Raw genomic sequence first — 16,852 nt, 5'->3', positions numbered from 1 at the left:
TACAAAAGGTGCGCCGTCGAACGACCCTACGATGCCGAATGCCCGAGCGGACACCACGGTAAGCGTGACCTAACCCACGCCGCAGTTGCACAGGGGGCGCACAGTCGCACGGCGTCCCTCCTGTCCCAACAGGCGGACAGGCGCGGTCACTTCTGTGCATCACTCGCATCGGGGTCTGTCTTTTCCCCACCCGCTGCTGTCGAATACCTCTGTCACAACATGGCATTCGCAGGGGAGGGCACCACAGAGGTGAACGGCAGACGGAGATCCAAGAGATCGAGAACGGCCGCTCTGGCCACGGCGGTGGCGGCGCTCGGCGCCACCGTACTGCTGTCCGCGGGAGGCGCACAGGCCCAGCCGCAGGCGGAGACGGGCACAGCCGCGAAGGCGGACAAGGCGGGCAAGGCGGGGAAGGACACCGGCGACAATCTCGACGGACCCTTCAGCGCCAGGCAGCGCGACCAGCGCCAGGCGGCGCTGGAGAAGGTGGCGGCCGGTGAGGCGAAGACCTTCAGCCGGGGGGGCTCGGAGGTCATGAAGCTCGACGACGACAAATACGTCGAGCTGGGGCGCGAGAAGACCGACAAGATCTTCACGATCCTCGTCGAGTTCGGGGACAAGATCGACGACAAGTACGGCGGCACTCCGGGCCCCGTCCACAACACGATCCCCGAGCCCGACCGCGCGAACGACAACTCCACGTACTGGCAGAAGGACTTCAACCGGGAGCACTTCGAGGACCTCTACTTCTCGGACGCGACCGAGGACTCGGTCAAGAGCTACTACGAGAAGCAGTCCTCGGGCCGCTACTCCGTCGACGGCGCCGTCTCCGACTGGGTGAAGGTCGACTACAACGAGGCGCGCTACGGGTCCAACCACTGCGGCGACACCAACTGCCCCAACGTGTGGGACGCGGTGCGCGACGGCGTCAACAAGTGGGTCGCGGACCAGAAGGCGGCGGGCCGCACCGACGAGGAGATCAAGAAGGCGCTGGCCGAGTACGACCTCTGGGACCGGTACGACTACGACCAGGACGGCGACTTCAACGAGCCGGACGGCTACATCGACCACTTCCAGTTCGTGCACGCGGGCGAGGACGAGTCGGCGGGCGGCGGCGCACAGGGCACCGACGCCATCTGGGCGCACCGCTGGTACGCCTACGGCACGGACGTGGGCCGCACGGGCCCCGAGCAGAACAAGGCGGGCGGCACCCAGATCGGTGACACCGGCATCTGGGTAGGCGACTACACGGCGCAGCCCGAGAACGGCGGACTGGGCGTCTTCGTCCACGAGTACGGCCACGACCTGGGCCTGCCGGACCACTACGACACCACGGGCACCGGCGAGAACTCGGTCGGCTTCTGGTCGATCATGTCCGTGGGCTCCTGGCTCAACAAGGGCAAGGACGCCATCGGCGACTCCGCGGGCGACATGAACGCCTGGGACAAGCTCCAGCTCGGCTGGCTCGACTACGACAGGGCGAAGGCGGCCACGCGCTCGAAGCACACGCTGGGCACGCACTCGTACCAGACGAAGAACAAGCAGGCCGTGGTCGTCGAACTCCCCGAGAAGGACGTCACGACCACGATCACCAAGCCCGCCGAGGGCACGAAGCAGTGGTGGAGCGGCAGTGGCGACGACCTGCGCAACACCCTCTCCCGGCCCGTCGACCTGACGGGCAAGTCCAGCGCCTCCTTGGACCTCAAGGGGTGGTGGGACATCGAGGAGAACTACGACTACCTCTACACCGAGGTCTCCGAGGACGGCGGCCAGAACTGGCAGCCGCTCGACGGCACGGCCGACGGAAAGCCGATCCCGAGGGACGGCGGCGGGCAGCCCGCGCTGCACGGCGTCTCGGGCCAGTACCGCGATCTCTCCTTCCCGCTGGACGACTTCGCAGGGAAGAAGATTGATGTTCGCTTCCGTTATCTGACGGACAGTGGAGTGGCCCAGAAGGGCTTCACGGCCGACGCGATCCGCGTGACAGCGGACGGTGCCCCGGTGTTCGAGGACGGGGCCGAGGGCGACGGCGACAACGGGTGGCAGACGAACGGCTTCTCGCGCATCGGCGAGTCGTTCACCAAGAGCTACCCGCAGTTCTACATCGCGGAGAACCGCAACCACGCCTCGTACGACAAGGCCCTCAACTACGGCCCGTACAACTTCGGTTGGCCCTCCACGCGGCCCGACTGGGTGGAGCGGTACGCGTACCAGAAGGGCCTGCTCGTCTGGCTCTGGGACACCTCCCAGCAGGACAACAACGTGGGCGTCCACCCCGGCGAGGGGCTGATCCTGCCGGTCGACGCGCACGCCAAGCCCGAGAAATGGGCGGACGGCGCGGTGATGCGGAACCGCATCCAGTCGTACGACTCGCCCTTCAGCCGGTACCCGACAAAGGGGATGACTCTCCACAAGGACGGCAAAGCGGCAAAGGTGAAGGCCAAGTTGCCGGTTCCGGTGTTCGACGACCGGAAGGGGACGTACTGGTACGCCGGCAACCCGACCGGAGGGGTGAAGGTGCCGGACACCAACACCAGCATCAAGATCGCGAACCAGCCGCTCTCCGGTAAGACGATCACCGTCCAGGTGGGTCCCTCAAGAAATTAATTTGCATCGTTGCAGGTCAAAACATGATCGGCCGTTGCCCCCCTGGCGGGCAGCGGCCGATCGCGTTTAGATGCGTCTTGAGGGCCTCGTCCGGGGCCCTGTCGAAGAAGTCTCGCGGGGGAGATGTTGATCATGGCTAGAGGCGGATACGCCCAGCTTCCCGACGGGAGCGTGATCGTCGCGCTCTCGCTGCCCGACCCGTGCCCGAGGGCGGCCAGGGGCCCTGACCAGGTCCCTGCGGTGGCGCCCGAGCGGCGCGAGAGGCCCGTGCGGCGGCGCTGGTCCGCGCACGCTGACGAGGCGCACACGGTGCGTGCGGCGAGCGCGGGCGGTGGTGACGAGCCGCGCGTCCGCGTCCTCGTCCACGCTCTGAACCGGTCCAGGGCCCTGACCAGGCTCCGGAACCTCGGGCTGCGCGCCGTCTATCTCAACGGCAACGCGGACCCGCCCACGGCCGACGAGATCACGGCGGTCCTCCACCACCCGGAGGGCCTCGTCTGGCGCACCACGCCCGACGACGACCGCGAATCCTGGCACCCCATAGCCTCCCTCCTCCGCGCGTAACCCCTCCACGGGGTAAGGATTGAAACGCAGGGTTGCCCCTTCACCGGTCCGCGCCCCTTCACGGGGTGCGGGGTGAAGCCCACACGGGGTGCGCCTCTCCTCACAGGGGGCGCCCACCCCCGGCGCCCCTTTGGGGTTTCGTCCGCGTGCTGCGGCCCGGTGGCACGGGTTGTGCCCACCCTCCCCCAGCTACCGCTGGGAGGTGCCCCCTCGCCATGCGGGACGATTGCCCACAACAACGGCGAGCCGTCGCCGTCAGCGTCCCGTGGTAGGGGCTGGGCCCCTCCCGCGCGGCACCGGCACACAGCATGGGAACAAGCCGGACCGGCCACGGCGTGCTGTCGGCCACCGGGTGGGAGGGGACGTGGTGGGGTGTCCCCGCAGGTCGAGACGAAGACCGGCGGAAAGCCGACAACGAGACCTTCACGCCGAGGAGACACCCCGGCGCGGCGCCGACCCCACCCACACAGCAATCCCACACGACCACCGGCGCAAGCCAAGAACCACGCGGCGCCAGCCGCGTCGTACCGCAACCCCACGCCGCGCCGTAGCCACCGGCAGGCAGCCGGACACGGCGAACCGCCCCCGCGAAGGGGCCCCGCGCCACGTGCAGCGGCACAAAAATCAGCGCGGGACCCTACGGCACCCACCACACCGGCCAACCGTCCCGCGCAACACCCCCGTGAAGCGGCAACCCCCGCCCGAAAGACTACGCACGCACCGGCTTGCCGGTGAGTTCGACGCCCGCCGTGCGGAGCTGGTCCAGCGCCTGCTGGGTGGTGGCTTCGGCGACGCCCGCCGTGAGGTCGAGCAGGACCTGGGTGCGGAACCCCTCCCGCACCGCGTCCAGCGCCGTGGCCCGCACGCAGTGGTCCGTGGCGATCCCGACCACGTCCACCTCCCGCACCTCGCGCGCCCGCAGCCAGTCGGCCAGCGACGTACCGTTCTCGTCCGCGCCCTCGAACCCGCTGTACGCGGCCGAGTAGGCGCCCTTGTCGAACACGGCGTCGATGGCCCCTGCCGCGACGACGGGGGCGAAGTTCGGGTGGAAGCCGATCCCCTCCGTGCCCGCCACGCAGTGCGGCGGCCACGAATGGACGTAGTCCGGCTGGTCCGAGAAGTGGTCACCCGGCGAGATGTGGTGGTCACGGGTGGCCACCACGTGCCGGTAGCCCGCCGTGGCGGCGCCCACCAGCTCGGTGATGGCGGCGGCGACGTCGGCGCCTCCCGCGACCGCGAGGCTGCCGCCCTCGCAGAAGTCGTTCTGCACGTCGACGACGATCAGTGCCCGGTGCATGGAGCACACCTTTCGGCCGGGTTGCCGGCGGTTACGGGGCGGTCGGTCCTTGAAACCGAGACTAGAGACTCAACCGGGTTAAGGGGAGTGGGCACTTCGCGCTCGCTCCCCCGGCCCCGCCCCCTCCGCCCGCGCGCCGCCCTCACACATGCTCCGTCGGCAGCACCGGCTCGCCCCGCGAGAGCTGGCGCGCCGACATGGGCAGCCGGGACAGCGCGGCGCGGTGCCGGTCGCGTGCCGCGTCCAGGGGCTCGCGGGCCACGACATCGCCGCCCCGCACCAGCTCCGTCTGCAACAGCCGCCCGGACAGTTCGTCGGGCACGGGCCCGGTGCCCACGACCTCCGCCTCGGCCACGCCGTCCGCGTCGACGGGCCGCGCGGCCCACTTCGCGCCGCCCACCGTGGACTTGCCGCCCATGGACTTCTTGGCGACGGGGTGCAGGGGCGCGCCGGGTTCGTCGGATCCGGCGCGCGCGACGAGCTTGTAGACCATCGAGCAGGTGGGGTGGCCGCTGCCGGTGACGAGCTGGGTGCCCACCCCGTACGCGTCGACGGGCGCGGCGGCGAGGGAGGCGATGGCGTACTCGTCGAGGTCGCTGGTGACCACGATCTTCGTCTGCTTCGCGCCGAGTTCGTCGAGCTGCTGCCGCACCCGGTGGGCGATCAGCAGCAGGTCGCCCGAGTCGATGCGCACGGCGCCCAGCTCCGTGCCCGCGACCTCGACGGCGCTGCGGACGGCCTCGGTCACGTCGTAGGTGTCCACGAGCAGCGTGGTGCCGCTGCCCAGCGAGTCGACCTGCGCGACGAAAGCGTCGCGCTCGCGGTCGTGCAGCAGGGTGAAGGCGTGGGCGCTGGTGCCGACGGTCGGGATGCCGTAGCGGAAGCCCGCCGCCAGGTCGGAGGTGGTGGAGAAGCCGCCGACGTACGCGGCGCGCGAGGCGGCGACGGCGGCCAGTTCGTGGGTGCGCCGGGCGCCCATCTCCATCAGCGGCCGGTCCCCGGCGGCGACGGCCATGCGCGAGGCCGCGGCGGCGACGGCCGAGTCGTGGTTGAGGATCGAGAGGATCACCGTCTCCAGCAGCACGCACTCGGCGAAGCTGCCCTCGACGCGCATCACGGGGGAGCCGGGGAAGTAGACCTCGCCCTCGGGGTAGCCGCGGATATCGCCACGGAAGCGGTAGTCGGCGAGCCACTCCAGGGTCGGCCCGTCGACGATGTTCCGCTCGCGCAGGAAGTCCAACTCCCGTTCCTCGAAGCGGAAGTTCTCGACCGCGTCCAGCACGCGTCCGGTGCCGCCGACGACGCCGTAGCGGCGGCCCTCGGGGAGTCTGCGGGTGAAGACCTCGAAGACCGAACGCCGCTCGGCGGTCCCCGACCGCAGCGCCGCCTGGAGCATCGTGAGCTCGTACTGGTCGGTGAAGAGCGCCGTCGAGGGCACGGTCACCGGCAGTCCGCTGTCCGCTGTGTTCATACGTGCGAGGGTACCCCGAATCTCGTCAACTTGACGATATGCGCCGCGCGACGGCCCGCGCGCCCCGTGCCACGCGCTGCGTACGCCCCTGTCCAGGAGCCGTTTGGGCCAATGGGCCCCGCGAGTGGCAGCATGGGACCTGTGAGTGTCGCCCCCACGGAGATCGAACGCCCCGAATCGGCCGAGGCCCCTCTGGAGGTCCCCGAGCCGGACGTCCCCTGGGCGACGGTCGTGCACAACGACCCGGTCAACCTCATGAGCTATGTGGCCTATGTGTTCCAGAGCTACTTCGGCTATCCCAAGGAGAAGGCCAAGAAGCTGATGATGGACGTCCACCACAAGGGCCGCGCGGTCGTCTCCACCGGCAGTCGCGAGGAGATGGAACGCGACGTGCAGGCGATGCACGGCTACGGCCTGTGGGCCACCCTCCAGCAGGACCGCTGATGGCGGGCACCTTCGAGCCGACCGGGGACGGCGGCGCCGCCATCGCACTGGACGAGGTCGAGATCTCGATCCTGCGCAGCCTCGTCGTCCAGCTCATGGAGCTGATCGGCCCCGGCGAGGGCCCCGCCGGCGGCGGCGCCGAGGAGGACCCGCTCGCGGCCCTCTTCGTCGACGGCCCCTCCGAGCCGCCCTCGGACCCGGCGCTGGCCCGGCTCTTCCCCGACGCCTACGGCGCGGGCCCGGACGCCAAGCCCGACGAGGACGACGAGGAGGCCCGCAGTGCCTCGGCCGAGTTCCGGCGCTTCACGGAGAACGATCTGCGGGCCCGCAAGCGCGAGGACGGCCTCGCGGTCGTGCGCGCGCTGGACGCGGTCATGCCCGTGGGGGATGAGGGTGCCGTGCTGCGCCTCTCCGCCGCCGACTCGCGGCAGTGGCTCGGCGCCCTCAACGATCTGCGGCTGGCCATCGGCACCCGCCTGGAGGTCACCGACGAGGACGACGGGAGCGCGCTCTACACGCTGCCGGACTCGGACCCCCGCAAGCCGATGGTCATGGCGTATCTGTGGCTCGGCGGGCTTCAGGAGACACTTGTGGAGACGCTCCTGTCGTGACCGCACCGTCCGTTAAACGGATAGTAAAGGCCGACTAACGAACGGATTACGGGACCCCGCGATACGCAGGGGATCTCCTCCCGTGTCCCTTTTGCCTGTGATCCCGGCCACCTTCCCGCGTCTCACCTCGTGGTACACCTGCACGATCTGCCGCGTTCGACGCCACCCCTGTCGCGCGCGTCAGCGCTGTTCCGGCCGACCGTCGGCAAGCACGTACTCCATCCGGGGGGATCGGGACCCGATCCGGACGTTCCGGGTCGGTATGGAGAAAGGCGCAGGACAACAATGACCTCTGAGCGGGTCGCGGACAGCACGGGCGAAGCCGGCTCCGCAGCAGGCGGCGGGAGCGGCGGGGTCGCCGCGCCTTCCGATGAGGGCTACCAGCGAGGGCTGGGCAGCCGTCAGGTTCAGATGATCGCGATCGGCGGTGCGATCGGCGTCGGCCTCTTCATGGGCGCCGGAGCGAACATCGCCAAGGCCGGTCCCAGCATCATCCTGATGTACGCGCTCGCGGGCGTCGTCATCTTCTTCATCATGCGGGCTCTCGGCGAGCTTCTGATGTACCGGCCGGTCTCCGGCAGTTTCGCCGAGTACGCGCGCGAGTTCCTCGGGCCGTTCTTCGGCTTCGTGACGGGCTGGACGTACTGGCTCCTGTGGGTCGTGACCGGCATGGCCGAGCTGACAGCGGCGGCCATCTACATCCACTTCTGGTTCCCCGAAATCCCCCAGTGGGTCAGCGCGCTGGTCTTCCTGGTCCTCCTCTTCGGGGTCAACCTGATCTCGGTGAAGGTGTTCGGCGAGGTCGAGTTCTGGTTCTCGATGATCAAGGTCACCGCGATCATCGGCATGATCGTCATCGGTCTCGGCGTGCTCACCCTCGGCTTCTCGCAGGCCGGTGACACCGCGGCCGTCAGCAACCTCTGGGCGCACGAGGGCTTCTTCCCGACCGGTATCGGCTCCAGCCTCATGACGCTCCAGGGCGTCATGTTCGCCTACATCGCCGTCGAGCTGGTCGGCATCACCGCGGGCGAGAGCGAGGACCCCGAGAAGACGCTGCCCAAGGCGATCAACACCCTGCCCTGGCGCATCATCATCTTCTACGTGGGCTCGCTGATCGTCATCCTGTCCGTGGTCAAGTGGACCGAGTTCTCCGACGGAGTCAGCCCCTTCGTGGCCGCCTTCGCCAAGATCGGCATCCCGCTCGGCGCGGGCATCGTCAACTTCGTCGTGCTCACCGCCGCGCTCTCGTCGTGCAACTCCGGCATGTACTCCACCGGGCGCATGCTGCGCGACCTCGCCGAGAACGCCGAGGCGCCGAAGGTCTTCTCCAAGCTGAACGTCCGCCAGAGCCCCGCCATGGGCATCACCGTCTCGGTGATCCTGATGGGCATCGGCGTGGTGCTCAACTACCTCGTCCCGGAGAAGGCGTTCGCGTACGTCACCTCCGTCGCCACCGCCTGCGGCATCTGGACCTGGATGATGATCCTCATCAGCCACCTCCGCTACCGCAGCGCCGTCGTCAAGGGGCGGCTGCCCAGCTCGTCCTTCCCGGCGCCCGGCGGCAGCGTCTTCAGCTGGGTCGCGCTGCTCTTCCTCACGATGGTCCTCGTGATCGTCGCGCTCGACCCGACCGCGCGGATCTCGCTGTACGTGGGCGCTGGCTGGGCCGTCGTGCTCGGCGCCGGCTGGTTCTTCTACGCCCGGCACACCGCCGCCGCGTACCGCGCCGCGAACGGCCACAAGGCGGAGGCGCCCAAGCGGCTCACGCCCGAGACGGCGAACGAGGGCTGACCGCCCGCCTGACCGCCTGAGAGCGGGAGGCCGACGGCCCCGACCGGGCCGCCGGGCCGCCGCGCCGCCAGGACCGTGAGGGCCGGACCGTACCGCTCGGGGGTACGGTCCGGCCCTCACGCACGTCACGCATATCCTGGCGACCATGCTGACCATCACCCAGGAGCTTCAGGACAAGATCGTCGCCCACGCCCGCGCCGACCACCCGGACGAGGCGTGCGGGGTCATCGCCGGGCCCGTCGGGGAGGGCCGCCCCGAGCGCTTCATCCCGATGCTCAACGCGGCACGCTCGCCCACCTTCTACGAGTTCGACTCGGGCGACCTCCTCAAGCTCTACCGCGAGATGGACGACCGCGACGAGGAACCCGTCGTCATCTACCACTCGCACACCGCGACCGAGGCGTACCCCTCGCGCACGGACATCACCTACGCGAACGAGCCCGGCGCCCACTACGTCCTCGTCTCCACCGCCGAGTGCGGCAACGACGAGGGCCCCTTCTCCTTCCGCTCCTTCCGCATCGTGGACGGCGAGGTCACGGAGGAGGACGTCGAGGTCGTCGAGTCGTACTGAGCCCGAGTAACCCGAGCAAGGAGCCGATCTGAGACGGATCGGTCCGCATCATGAAACACACATCCGATTCCGGCTCCGGGAATCGTTACGATGAGCCCATGGTTGTCCACGACGTGAACGCTTCTCTCAAGACCCCGGGCATGCTGCTCGTGGGGCGTTTGCACGTCGATCTCTGCCGCCTCGCGAGCGCCATCTGTCGGCGCGCCGCCGCCGCGCCCCGCTGACCGCCGGGCCCCGCCCGTCGGGCTCCCACCCGCCGGGCGCCGCCGTGCCTGCGCGCGACACCTGGGTACACGGGCCGTGCGCACGCAGGTAAGCAGGAACCACGCACCACTCCCACTCCCACAGGAGCACACCCATGGCCATCGAGGTCCGCATCCCGACCATCCTCCGCACCTACACCGACGGCGAGAAGACCGTCACCGGTGAGGGCACCACCATCGGTGAGCTGTTCCAGGACCTTGAGAGCCGCCACGCGGGCATCCAGGACCGCCTCGTCGACGGCGGCGAGCTGCGCCGCTTCGTGAACGTCTACCTCAACGACGAGGACGTCCGCTTCCTCGACGGCATCTCCACCAAGCTCGGCGACGGCGACAGCGTCACCATCCTCCCGGCCGTCGCGGGCGGCGCGCGCTGATGCGCTACGACTCACCGCTGGCCGCCGTCGGCAACACCCCCCTGGTCAGGCTCCCCCGCCTGTCCCCCTCCGAGGACGTCCGCATCTGGGCGAAGCTGGAGGACCGCAACCCGACGGGCTCGGTCAAGGACCGTCCGGCCCTGCACATGATCGAGCAGGCCGAGAAGGACGGACGGCTCACCCCCGGCTGCACCATCCTGGAGCCCACCTCGGGGAACACCGGCATCTCGCTCGCCATGGCGGCCAGGCTCAAGGGCTACCGCATCGTGTGCGTCATGCCGGAGAACACCAGCGAGGAGCGGCGTCAGCTCCTCGCCATGTGGGGCGCCGAGATCATCTCCTCCCCGGCGGCCGGCGGCTCCAACACGGCCGTGCGCGTCGCCAAGGAGAAGGCCGCTGAGCACCCCGACTGGGTGATGCTCTACCAGTACGGCAACCCCGACAACGCGGGCGCCCACTACGCCACCACAGGCCCCGAGATCCTCGCGGACCTCCCCTCCGTCACCCACTTCGTGGCGGGCCTCGGCACCACGGGCACCCTCATGGGCGCGGGCCGCTATCTGCGCGAGGAGCGCCCCGGCATCCAGATCGTCGCCGCCGAACCGCGCTACGACGACCTCGTCTACGGGCTGCGCAACCTCGACGAGGGCTTCATCCCCGAGCTGTACGACGAGTCGGTGCTGACGACCCGCTTCTCGGTCGGCTCCGCCGACGCCGTCACCCGTACCCGCGAACTCCTCGCCCAGGAGGGCATCTTCGCCGGGGTCTCCACGGGCGCCGCGCTGCACGCGGCCATCGGCGTGGGGCGCAAGGCGCTGAAGGCCGGGGAGAGCGCGGACATCGTCTTCATCGTCGCGGACGGCGGCTGGAAGTACCTCTCGACGGGCATCTACACCGCCGAGTCCACCGAGGCAGCGGTCGAGGCGCTCCAGGGCCAGCTCTGGGCCTGAGCGGCTCTGAGGGGGCCTGAGCGTTTCCCGAGAGGGCTGGGCCGGACGAGTGACGGGTAACGGAACGGGTCACGGGTGAAGCGGCGGCCGGGGTACGGGGGGCACGGGCCCGGCGCCGTGAGGTGACGCGGCCGGTCACCCCAGGCCACCCCGGTCACTCCGCGAGGTGCCGCACCCGGTCCCACAGCAGCGGATCCACCTCGCCCACCCGGCGCTGGAAGGCGCGCAGCGGAACCTCGCGCAGCGCGTCGGTGCGCAGATAGCTGGGCCTGCCCCGCGCGTCGCCCACGGAACCCGGCGGCAGGGGCAGCGCCCCCGGCAGGTCACCGTAGCGGCGGCGCGTCGTGATCCGCGCCACGCGGGCGCCCTCCGTCCGTACCGTCAGCACCAGGCAAGGGCGGTCGCTCCCCGGCCCGTCGCCCCACGGCACCCGGGCCCGCCAGATCTCACCCGGACGCGGGCCCTCGTCGGGCGCGAGCGGGCGCGTGCCCGCGCGGGAAGCGGGCGCCGCGCCGGGACCCTCGCCACGAACGGCCGAACGCCGCGAACGCCGCGGGCCGAGCCTGCCGCGGCCGTCGACGAAGGCCGCTACCAGGGCGAGCGCCACCACGGCCCCCAGGGCGAGCCACCACGCGGTGTGCATGCCGTGCCTCCCTCGTCCCGCGGGACCGTACGCCGCACCGCGTCGTACGGCTGTACGCAACGGCCCCGTACGCCCGTTCGGCCCGGGCGCCGCGGCCAAGATCTACGGAGTGACGACGGTACCCCGCCCTGGTGATTCCGCCCACACCACAGCCCTCCGGAGGAGTCAGCGGGAGCCGCGCGGCTTACGCTCGGAAATCCCCCTCCCCTCGCCCTCGGCATGGGGACCCCCACCGGCCGCCAACGGAGGTTCCCGCTCCATGAAGCTCACCGTCGTCGGCTGCTCCGGGTCGTTCCCGTCCGCGGACTCGGCCTGTTCGAGCTACCTCGTCGAGGCCGACGGCTACCGGTTGCTGCTCGACATGGGCAACGGCGCCCTGGGCGAGCTGCAACGTCACTGCGGTCTCTACGACCTCGACGCCATCGCGCTCAGCCATCTCCACTCGGACCACTGCATCGACATGTGCGCGTACTTCGTCGCGCGCTACTACCGCCACGAGGGCGGCCGGTGCCCCGCGATACCGGTCTACGGCCCGGAGGGCACCGAGGAGCGGCTGACGACGGCCTACGGGGACACCCCCTCCGAGACGGCGATGAGCGAGGTCTTCGACTTCCGCACCCTGGGCTCCGGCATGAGCTTCGAACTGGGCCCCTTCTCGGTCCGCACGGAGAAGGTCGCCCACCCGGTGGAGGCGTACGCGTTCCGCGTCGAGCACAGGGAGAGCGGCAGGACGCTCGTCTACTCGGGCGACACGGGGCCGTGCGGGGTGCTGGGCGAAGTGGCGCGCGGCGCCGACCTGTTCCTGTGCGAGGCGTCCTTCACGCAGGGCAAGGAGGACATCCCGGAGCTGCACCTCAACGGCTGGGAGGCGGGCGAGTGCGCGAAGGGCGCGGGCGCGGGCCGGCTGGTGCTCACCCATGTGCCGCCGTGGACGGACGCGCAGCTCAACCTGCGGGACGCGAAGGCGTCCTTCGACGGGCCCGTGGAACTGGCGCGGCCCGGCGCGGTCTACACGGTGTAGCGGCCGTCGCCGCACGAGCCGCCTTCGGCCCTCCCCGTAGACGACGGAGCGCCCCGGACACCAGGTGTCCGGGGCGCTCCGTCATGTACGGGGGAGCGGGGCACGCGCCCCGCCCGCATCCGGGATCAGGACTTGAACTGCTCCTTCTCCTGGGTCTCGGCCTCCTCCTCGGACTCCCGGCCCGGGGTGGGGATGTTGAACTTGGTGATCGCGAAGCGGAAGACGAAGTAGTAGACCACCGCGAAGCACAGGCCCACCAGCACCAGCAGCCACGGCTTCGTCGCGATGCCCAGGTTCAGCACGAAGTCGATCGCGCCCGCCGAGAAGCCGAAGCCGTCCTTCATCCCCAGCGCCCAGGTCAGTGCCATGGAGACACCCGTCAGCACGGCGTGCACCGCGTACAGCGCCGGGGCCAGGAACATGAAGGTGAACTCGATCGGCTCGGTCACGCCGGTGACGAACGCGGTGAGCGCGAGGGAGAGCATCATGCCGCCGACGACCTTGCGGCGCTCGGGACGCGCGCAGTGGTAGATCGCGAGGCACGCGGCGGGCAGGGCGAACATCATGATCGGGAAGAAGCCCGTCATGAACTGGCCCGCCGTCGGGTCCCCGGCCAGGAAGCGCGCGATGTCGCCGTGCTTGCCCTCGTAGGAGCCCGCCTGGAACCAGGGGAAGGAGTTCAGCAGGTGGTGCATGCCGACAGGGATGAGCGCGCGGTTGGCGACACCGTAGATACCGGCCCCGACCGAACCGGAACCGACCAGCCACTCACCGAAGTTGTGCAGACCTGTGCCCAGGACGGGCCAGATGTAGCCGAAGACGACACCGATGATCAGACCGGCGAAGGCGGAGAGGATCGGGACGAGACGGCGCCCGCCGAAGAAGCCGAGCCAGTCGGGCAGCTTCTTGCGGTGGTAACGCTGGTAGAGCAGGGCCACCACGATGCCGATGACCACGCCGCCGAGTACGCCCGCGTCGACCGGGGGCGCGACCTGGACGATCTTCCCGTCCTGGACCTCCTCGATCTTGGGCATGCTGCCGTCGGTGAAGACCTCCAGCACGTTCTTGAAGACCAGGTAGCCGACGACGGCCGCCAGGCCCGTCGAACCGTCCGACTTCTTCGCGAAGCCGACGGCGATACCGACGGCGAACAGCAGCGGCATGTTGTCGAGCAGCGCGCTGCCGCCCGCGGCCAGGAACTCGGCGATCCGGTTCAGGAACGCCGGGAAGTTCGCGCGGCCGAGCATGTCGTCCTGACCGAGCCGTACCATCAGCGCGGCGGCGGGCAGGGTGGCGATCGGGAGCATGAGGCTGCGGCCGATGCGCTGTGCGGTGGCCATCGCACCGGCGCCCCGGCGCTTCTCAGGCGCTGTAGCCGTGGACATCTACTTCCTCCATGGGGGGCGAGCACTCGCCGAAGACAGGGATCGCACGGTGCGCGCGGGTAACAACGGCAACGTCCCCGAATGGCCCGCGGGCCACGACACCGGTTCCCAGTGGTTTAGACCATTCTTAGCATGAGGTCGGGCCCTGAAGGAATCTTCTGTTCCACAAACCTCTCGCGTTCCTCACACGTTCTCCCGCGCCACGCCCGGCGAGGCGCTGAAAGCCCGCTCCCAGGGACCCCGAGTAGCCTGTCATACTGGTGTAGACCTCTAATTCCGCAGTTCGCACCAACGCAACACCGCCGACAGGCGGACGCCAGGCGGACCGCACCATGGTGCCGGTCGATGATCCGGCGCGTGACCACGAGTCGAACGGCCGACGCGCCGAGAGCACCGGTCCACAGGTTCGACGTGGCCGAGACATCAGGAGAGAGACATGGCCAGCAAGGCTGAGAAGATCGTCGCCGGACTCGGCGGACTCGACAACATCGTGGAGATCGAGGGCTGCATCACCCGCCTGCGCACCGAGGTCGAGGACGCCGCCCTCGTCGACGAGGCCGCCCTCAAGGCCGCAGGCGCGCACGGCGTCGTCAAGATGGGCACCGCCATCCAGGTCGTCATCGGCACCGACGCCGACCCGATCGCGAGCGAGATCGAAGACATGATGTGAGCGAGTGAGGGCCAGGCCGCCCTCGCACAGCGAAGGCCCGTTCCCCGGAACGGGCCTTACCGCTGTAAGAGCTAGGCTCGCCCCCATGTCACGTATCGACGGCCGCACGGCCGACCAGTTGCGCCCCATCACCATCGAACGCGGCTGGAGCAAGCACGCCGAGGGCTCCGTCCTCGTCTCCTTCGGCGACACCCGGGTCCTGTGCAACGCCAGCGTCACCGAGGGCGTCCCGCGCTGGCGCAAGGGCACCGGCGAGGGCTGGGTCACCGGCGAGTACGCGATGCTGCCCCGCGCCACCAACACCCGAGGCGACCGCGAATCCGTCCGCGGCAAGATCGGCGGACGCACCCACGAGATCTCCCGCCTCATCGGCCGCTCCCTCCGCGCCGTCATCGACTTCAAGGCCCTCGGCGAGAACACCGTCGTCCTCGACTGCGACGTCCTCCAGGCCGACGGCGGCACCCGCACCGCCGCCATCACCGGCGCCTACGTCGCCCTCGCCGACGCCGTCTCCTGGGCCCAGGAGAAGAAGCTCGTCAAGGCCAAGGCCCAGCCGCTGACCGGCACCGTCTCCGCCGTCAGCGTCGGCATCGTCGGCGGCGAACCGCTCCTCGACCTCTGCTACGAGGAGGACGTCCGCGCCGAGACCGACATGAACGTCGTCTGCACCGGCGACGGCCGCTTCGTCGAGGTCCAGGGCACCGCTGAGGGCCAGCCCTTCGACCGCGCCGAACTCGACGGCCTCCTCGACCTCGCGGTCAAGGGCTGCGCCCAGCTCGACGGCGCCCAGCGGCAGTCCCTCGCGAGCTGACCCGGAAGAAAGAGCCCGCGCCGGGAAACTTTGCCCGTGCTTTACGCGTCTCTACGGGTACGGGCCGTACGGGTCATGCCGTACGGTCCGTCCAACCACAGGGGAGAGGACCCGTAGTGCGCCGTCACCTCGCGCTCACCGCCACCGCCGTCAGCACCGCCGCCCTCGCCACCATGGCGCTGACGGGATGCGGGGCCGTGGAGAAGGCCCTGGACTGCGCCCAGACGGCCGCCACCGTCGCCGAGGCGGCCAACGACCTCCAGCAGGCCGTCTCGGACGCGGGAGAGAACCCGGAGCAGGCCCAGGAGTCCCTGGACCGCATAGACAAGAACCTCGACAAGATCGGTGACAGCACCGGGGACGCAGACGTCAACAAGGCCGTGGACGACCTCCAGACGGCCGTCAAGGACGCGGACAAGGCCGTCGACGAGGGCCGCACCCCGGACGTGAAGCCGGTCGGCGACGCGGCGGACGAACTGACCAAGGTCTGCACCTCGGGCTGACGGCCCCAGGCCGACGGGCTCGGCGTCACCGGGCAGGGGCCGACGCGGCGGGGCGCCCCCGCCGCGCCCCTGGGAGGGGGCGCCCGGCCAGACCCGGGCCCCCTGGATAATCGGGCCCATGAGCAGCCCCACCCCCGCCCAGGCCACGACCCCCGAGCGCCGCCTCGTCCTCGCGACCCGCAACGCCCACAAGGTCACCGAACTCCAGGCGATCCTCACCGACGCGGGCCTCGACCTCGAACTGGTCGGCGCCGACGCCTACCCCGAAGTCCCCGACGTCAAGGAAACCGGCGTCACCTTCGCCGAGAACGCCCTGCTGAAGGCCCACGCCCTCGCCCGCGCCACCGGCCTGCCCGCCGTCGCCGACGACTCGGGCCTCTGCGTCGACGTCCTGGGCGGCGCCCCCGGGATCTTCTCCGCGCGCTGGGCGGGCAGGCACGGCGACGACCAGGCCAACCTGGACCTGCTCCTCGCCCAGCTCTCCGACATCGACGCCGCCCACCGCGCCGCCCACTTCGCCTGCGCGGCGGCCCTCGCCCTCCCCGACGGCACCGAACGCGTCGTCGAAGGCCAGCTCCGCGGCACCCTCCGGCACGCCCCCGCGGGCGACGGCGGCTTCGGCTACGACCCGATCCTCCAGCCGGACGGCGAGACCCGCACCTGCTCCGAGATGACGGCGGCCGAGAAGAACGCGATCAGCCACCGCGGCAAGGCGTTCCGGGCGCTGGTGCCGCTGGTGCGGGAGCTTTTGGGGTGAACCATGTGGAAGGGTGCGGCACCTGATCAGGTGCCGCACCCCAAAACACAGAGCCCCGGGGGGCTAGATACCCCGACCAACCCGACCAAAAAACGCACCCCCGGGACAGCAAGGGGAAG

At 70.2% G+C, this 16,852-nt stretch carries 18 protein-coding genes; 14 read left to right on the top strand and 4 right to left on the bottom strand.

The window, feature by feature from the left end; all coding sequences use genetic code 11:
• The first annotated feature begins 219 nt into the window (after positions 1-219).
• Together ACWGJ2_RS27020 and ACWGJ2_RS27015 are read left to right on the top strand one after the other, a co-directional pair.
• Positions 220-2,607: an immune inhibitor A domain-containing protein gene (locus ACWGJ2_RS27020; RefSeq protein WP_453348832.1), complete on the top strand. Its 2,388-nt coding sequence runs from the start codon at positions 220-222 to the stop codon at positions 2,605-2,607.
• A gap of 309 nt (positions 2,608-2,916) precedes the next feature.
• Complete coding sequence (locus tag ACWGJ2_RS27015; RefSeq protein WP_453348870.1) at positions 2,917-3,171, top strand: hypothetical protein; 255 nt, start codon at positions 2,917-2,919, stop codon at positions 3,169-3,171.
• A 709-nt stretch (positions 3,172-3,880) separates the two neighbouring features.
• Here ACWGJ2_RS27015 and ACWGJ2_RS27010 read toward each other — a convergent pair.
• The gene (locus tag ACWGJ2_RS27010; protein ID WP_453348831.1) at positions 3,881-4,468 is read right to left on the bottom strand and encodes an isochorismatase family protein; all 588 of its coding nucleotides are present in this window, start codon (positions 4,466-4,468) and stop codon (positions 3,881-3,883) included.
• 142 nt (positions 4,469-4,610) lie between these two features.
• Entirely contained in the window at positions 4,611-5,939 is a 1,329-nt protein-coding gene (locus ACWGJ2_RS27005) for a nicotinate phosphoribosyltransferase (RefSeq protein WP_453348830.1), read from the bottom strand.
• A 132-nt stretch (positions 5,940-6,071) separates the two neighbouring features.
• Here ACWGJ2_RS27005 and clpS point away from each other — a divergent pair, with 132 nt between their 5' ends.
• From clpS to ACWGJ2_RS26970, 7 genes are all read left to right on the top strand, one after another.
• Entirely contained in the window at positions 6,072-6,383 is a 312-nt protein-coding gene (gene clpS / locus ACWGJ2_RS27000; protein ID WP_453348829.1) for an ATP-dependent Clp protease adapter ClpS, read from the top strand.
• Complete coding sequence (locus ACWGJ2_RS26995) at positions 6,383-6,994, top strand: DUF2017 domain-containing protein (RefSeq protein ID WP_453348828.1); 612 nt, start codon at positions 6,383-6,385, stop codon at positions 6,992-6,994. Before clpS ends, ACWGJ2_RS26995 begins: the two co-directional genes overlap by 1 nt.
• A gap of 285 nt (positions 6,995-7,279) precedes the next feature.
• Positions 7,280-8,785: an amino acid permease gene (locus ACWGJ2_RS26990; RefSeq protein ID WP_453348827.1), complete on the top strand. Its 1,506-nt coding sequence runs from the start codon at positions 7,280-7,282 to the stop codon at positions 8,783-8,785.
• A gap of 145 nt (positions 8,786-8,930) precedes the next feature.
• Positions 8,931-9,356: a Mov34/MPN/PAD-1 family protein gene (locus ACWGJ2_RS26985; protein ID WP_453348826.1), complete on the top strand. Its 426-nt coding sequence runs from the start codon at positions 8,931-8,933 to the stop codon at positions 9,354-9,356.
• Between the two features lie 98 nt (positions 9,357-9,454).
• Positions 9,455-9,580: a putative leader peptide gene (locus ACWGJ2_RS26980; protein WP_453348825.1), complete on the top strand. Its 126-nt coding sequence runs from the start codon at positions 9,455-9,457 to the stop codon at positions 9,578-9,580.
• Positions 9,581-9,714: 134 nt separating this feature from the next.
• On the top strand, positions 9,715-9,993 hold the full coding sequence (locus ACWGJ2_RS26975) for a MoaD/ThiS family protein (protein WP_453348824.1): 279 nt from the start codon (positions 9,715-9,717) through the stop codon (positions 9,991-9,993).
• Entirely contained in the window at positions 9,993-10,943 is a 951-nt protein-coding gene (locus ACWGJ2_RS26970) for a PLP-dependent cysteine synthase family protein (protein WP_453348823.1), read from the top strand. Before ACWGJ2_RS26975 ends, ACWGJ2_RS26970 begins: the two co-directional genes overlap by 1 nt.
• Before the next feature lie 154 nt (positions 10,944-11,097).
• Here ACWGJ2_RS26970 and ACWGJ2_RS26965 read toward each other — a convergent pair whose 3' ends face one another.
• Entirely contained in the window at positions 11,098-11,586 is a 489-nt protein-coding gene (locus tag ACWGJ2_RS26965; protein WP_453348822.1) for a type II toxin-antitoxin system PemK/MazF family toxin, read from the bottom strand.
• Positions 11,587-11,845: 259 nt separating this feature from the next.
• On the opposite strand from ACWGJ2_RS26965, the gene ACWGJ2_RS26960 reads away from it, so the two are divergent.
• Complete coding sequence (locus ACWGJ2_RS26960; RefSeq protein WP_453348821.1) at positions 11,846-12,607, top strand: MBL fold metallo-hydrolase; 762 nt, start codon at positions 11,846-11,848, stop codon at positions 12,605-12,607.
• A 125-nt stretch (positions 12,608-12,732) separates the two neighbouring features.
• Here ACWGJ2_RS26960 and ACWGJ2_RS26955 read toward each other — a convergent pair whose 3' ends face one another.
• Complete coding sequence (locus tag ACWGJ2_RS26955) at positions 12,733-13,992, bottom strand: PTS transporter subunit EIIC (RefSeq protein WP_453348820.1); 1,260 nt, start codon at positions 13,990-13,992, stop codon at positions 12,733-12,735.
• Positions 13,993-14,428: 436 nt separating this feature from the next.
• Between ACWGJ2_RS26955 and ACWGJ2_RS26950 the strand changes: the two genes are divergently transcribed.
• From ACWGJ2_RS26950 to rdgB, 4 genes are all read left to right on the top strand, one after another.
• Entirely contained in the window at positions 14,429-14,662 is a 234-nt protein-coding gene (locus tag ACWGJ2_RS26950) for a glucose PTS transporter subunit EIIB (protein ID WP_453348819.1), read from the top strand.
• 85 nt (positions 14,663-14,747) lie between these two features.
• Positions 14,748-15,473 carry a ribonuclease PH gene (gene rph, locus ACWGJ2_RS26945; RefSeq protein ID WP_453348818.1) on the top strand — a complete coding sequence of 242 codons (726 nt, stop codon included), beginning with the start codon at positions 14,748-14,750 and terminating at the stop codon, positions 15,471-15,473.
• 173 nt (positions 15,474-15,646) lie between these two features.
• On the top strand, positions 15,647-15,976 hold the full coding sequence (locus tag ACWGJ2_RS26940) for a hypothetical protein (protein ID WP_453348869.1): 330 nt from the start codon (positions 15,647-15,649) through the stop codon (positions 15,974-15,976).
• 118 nt (positions 15,977-16,094) lie between these two features.
• A complete protein-coding gene (gene rdgB / locus ACWGJ2_RS26935; RefSeq protein WP_453348817.1) occupies positions 16,095-16,733 on the top strand; it encodes an RdgB/HAM1 family non-canonical purine NTP pyrophosphatase in 639 nt (212 codons plus the stop codon).
• The last annotated feature ends 119 nt before the right edge of the window (positions 16,734-16,852 follow it).

It is taken from the genome of Streptomyces sp. NPDC054796, from assembly GCF_053611545.1.
Note: the sequence above shows the minus strand (reverse complement) of the source record. Positions and strands in the feature narration are given on the sequence as shown.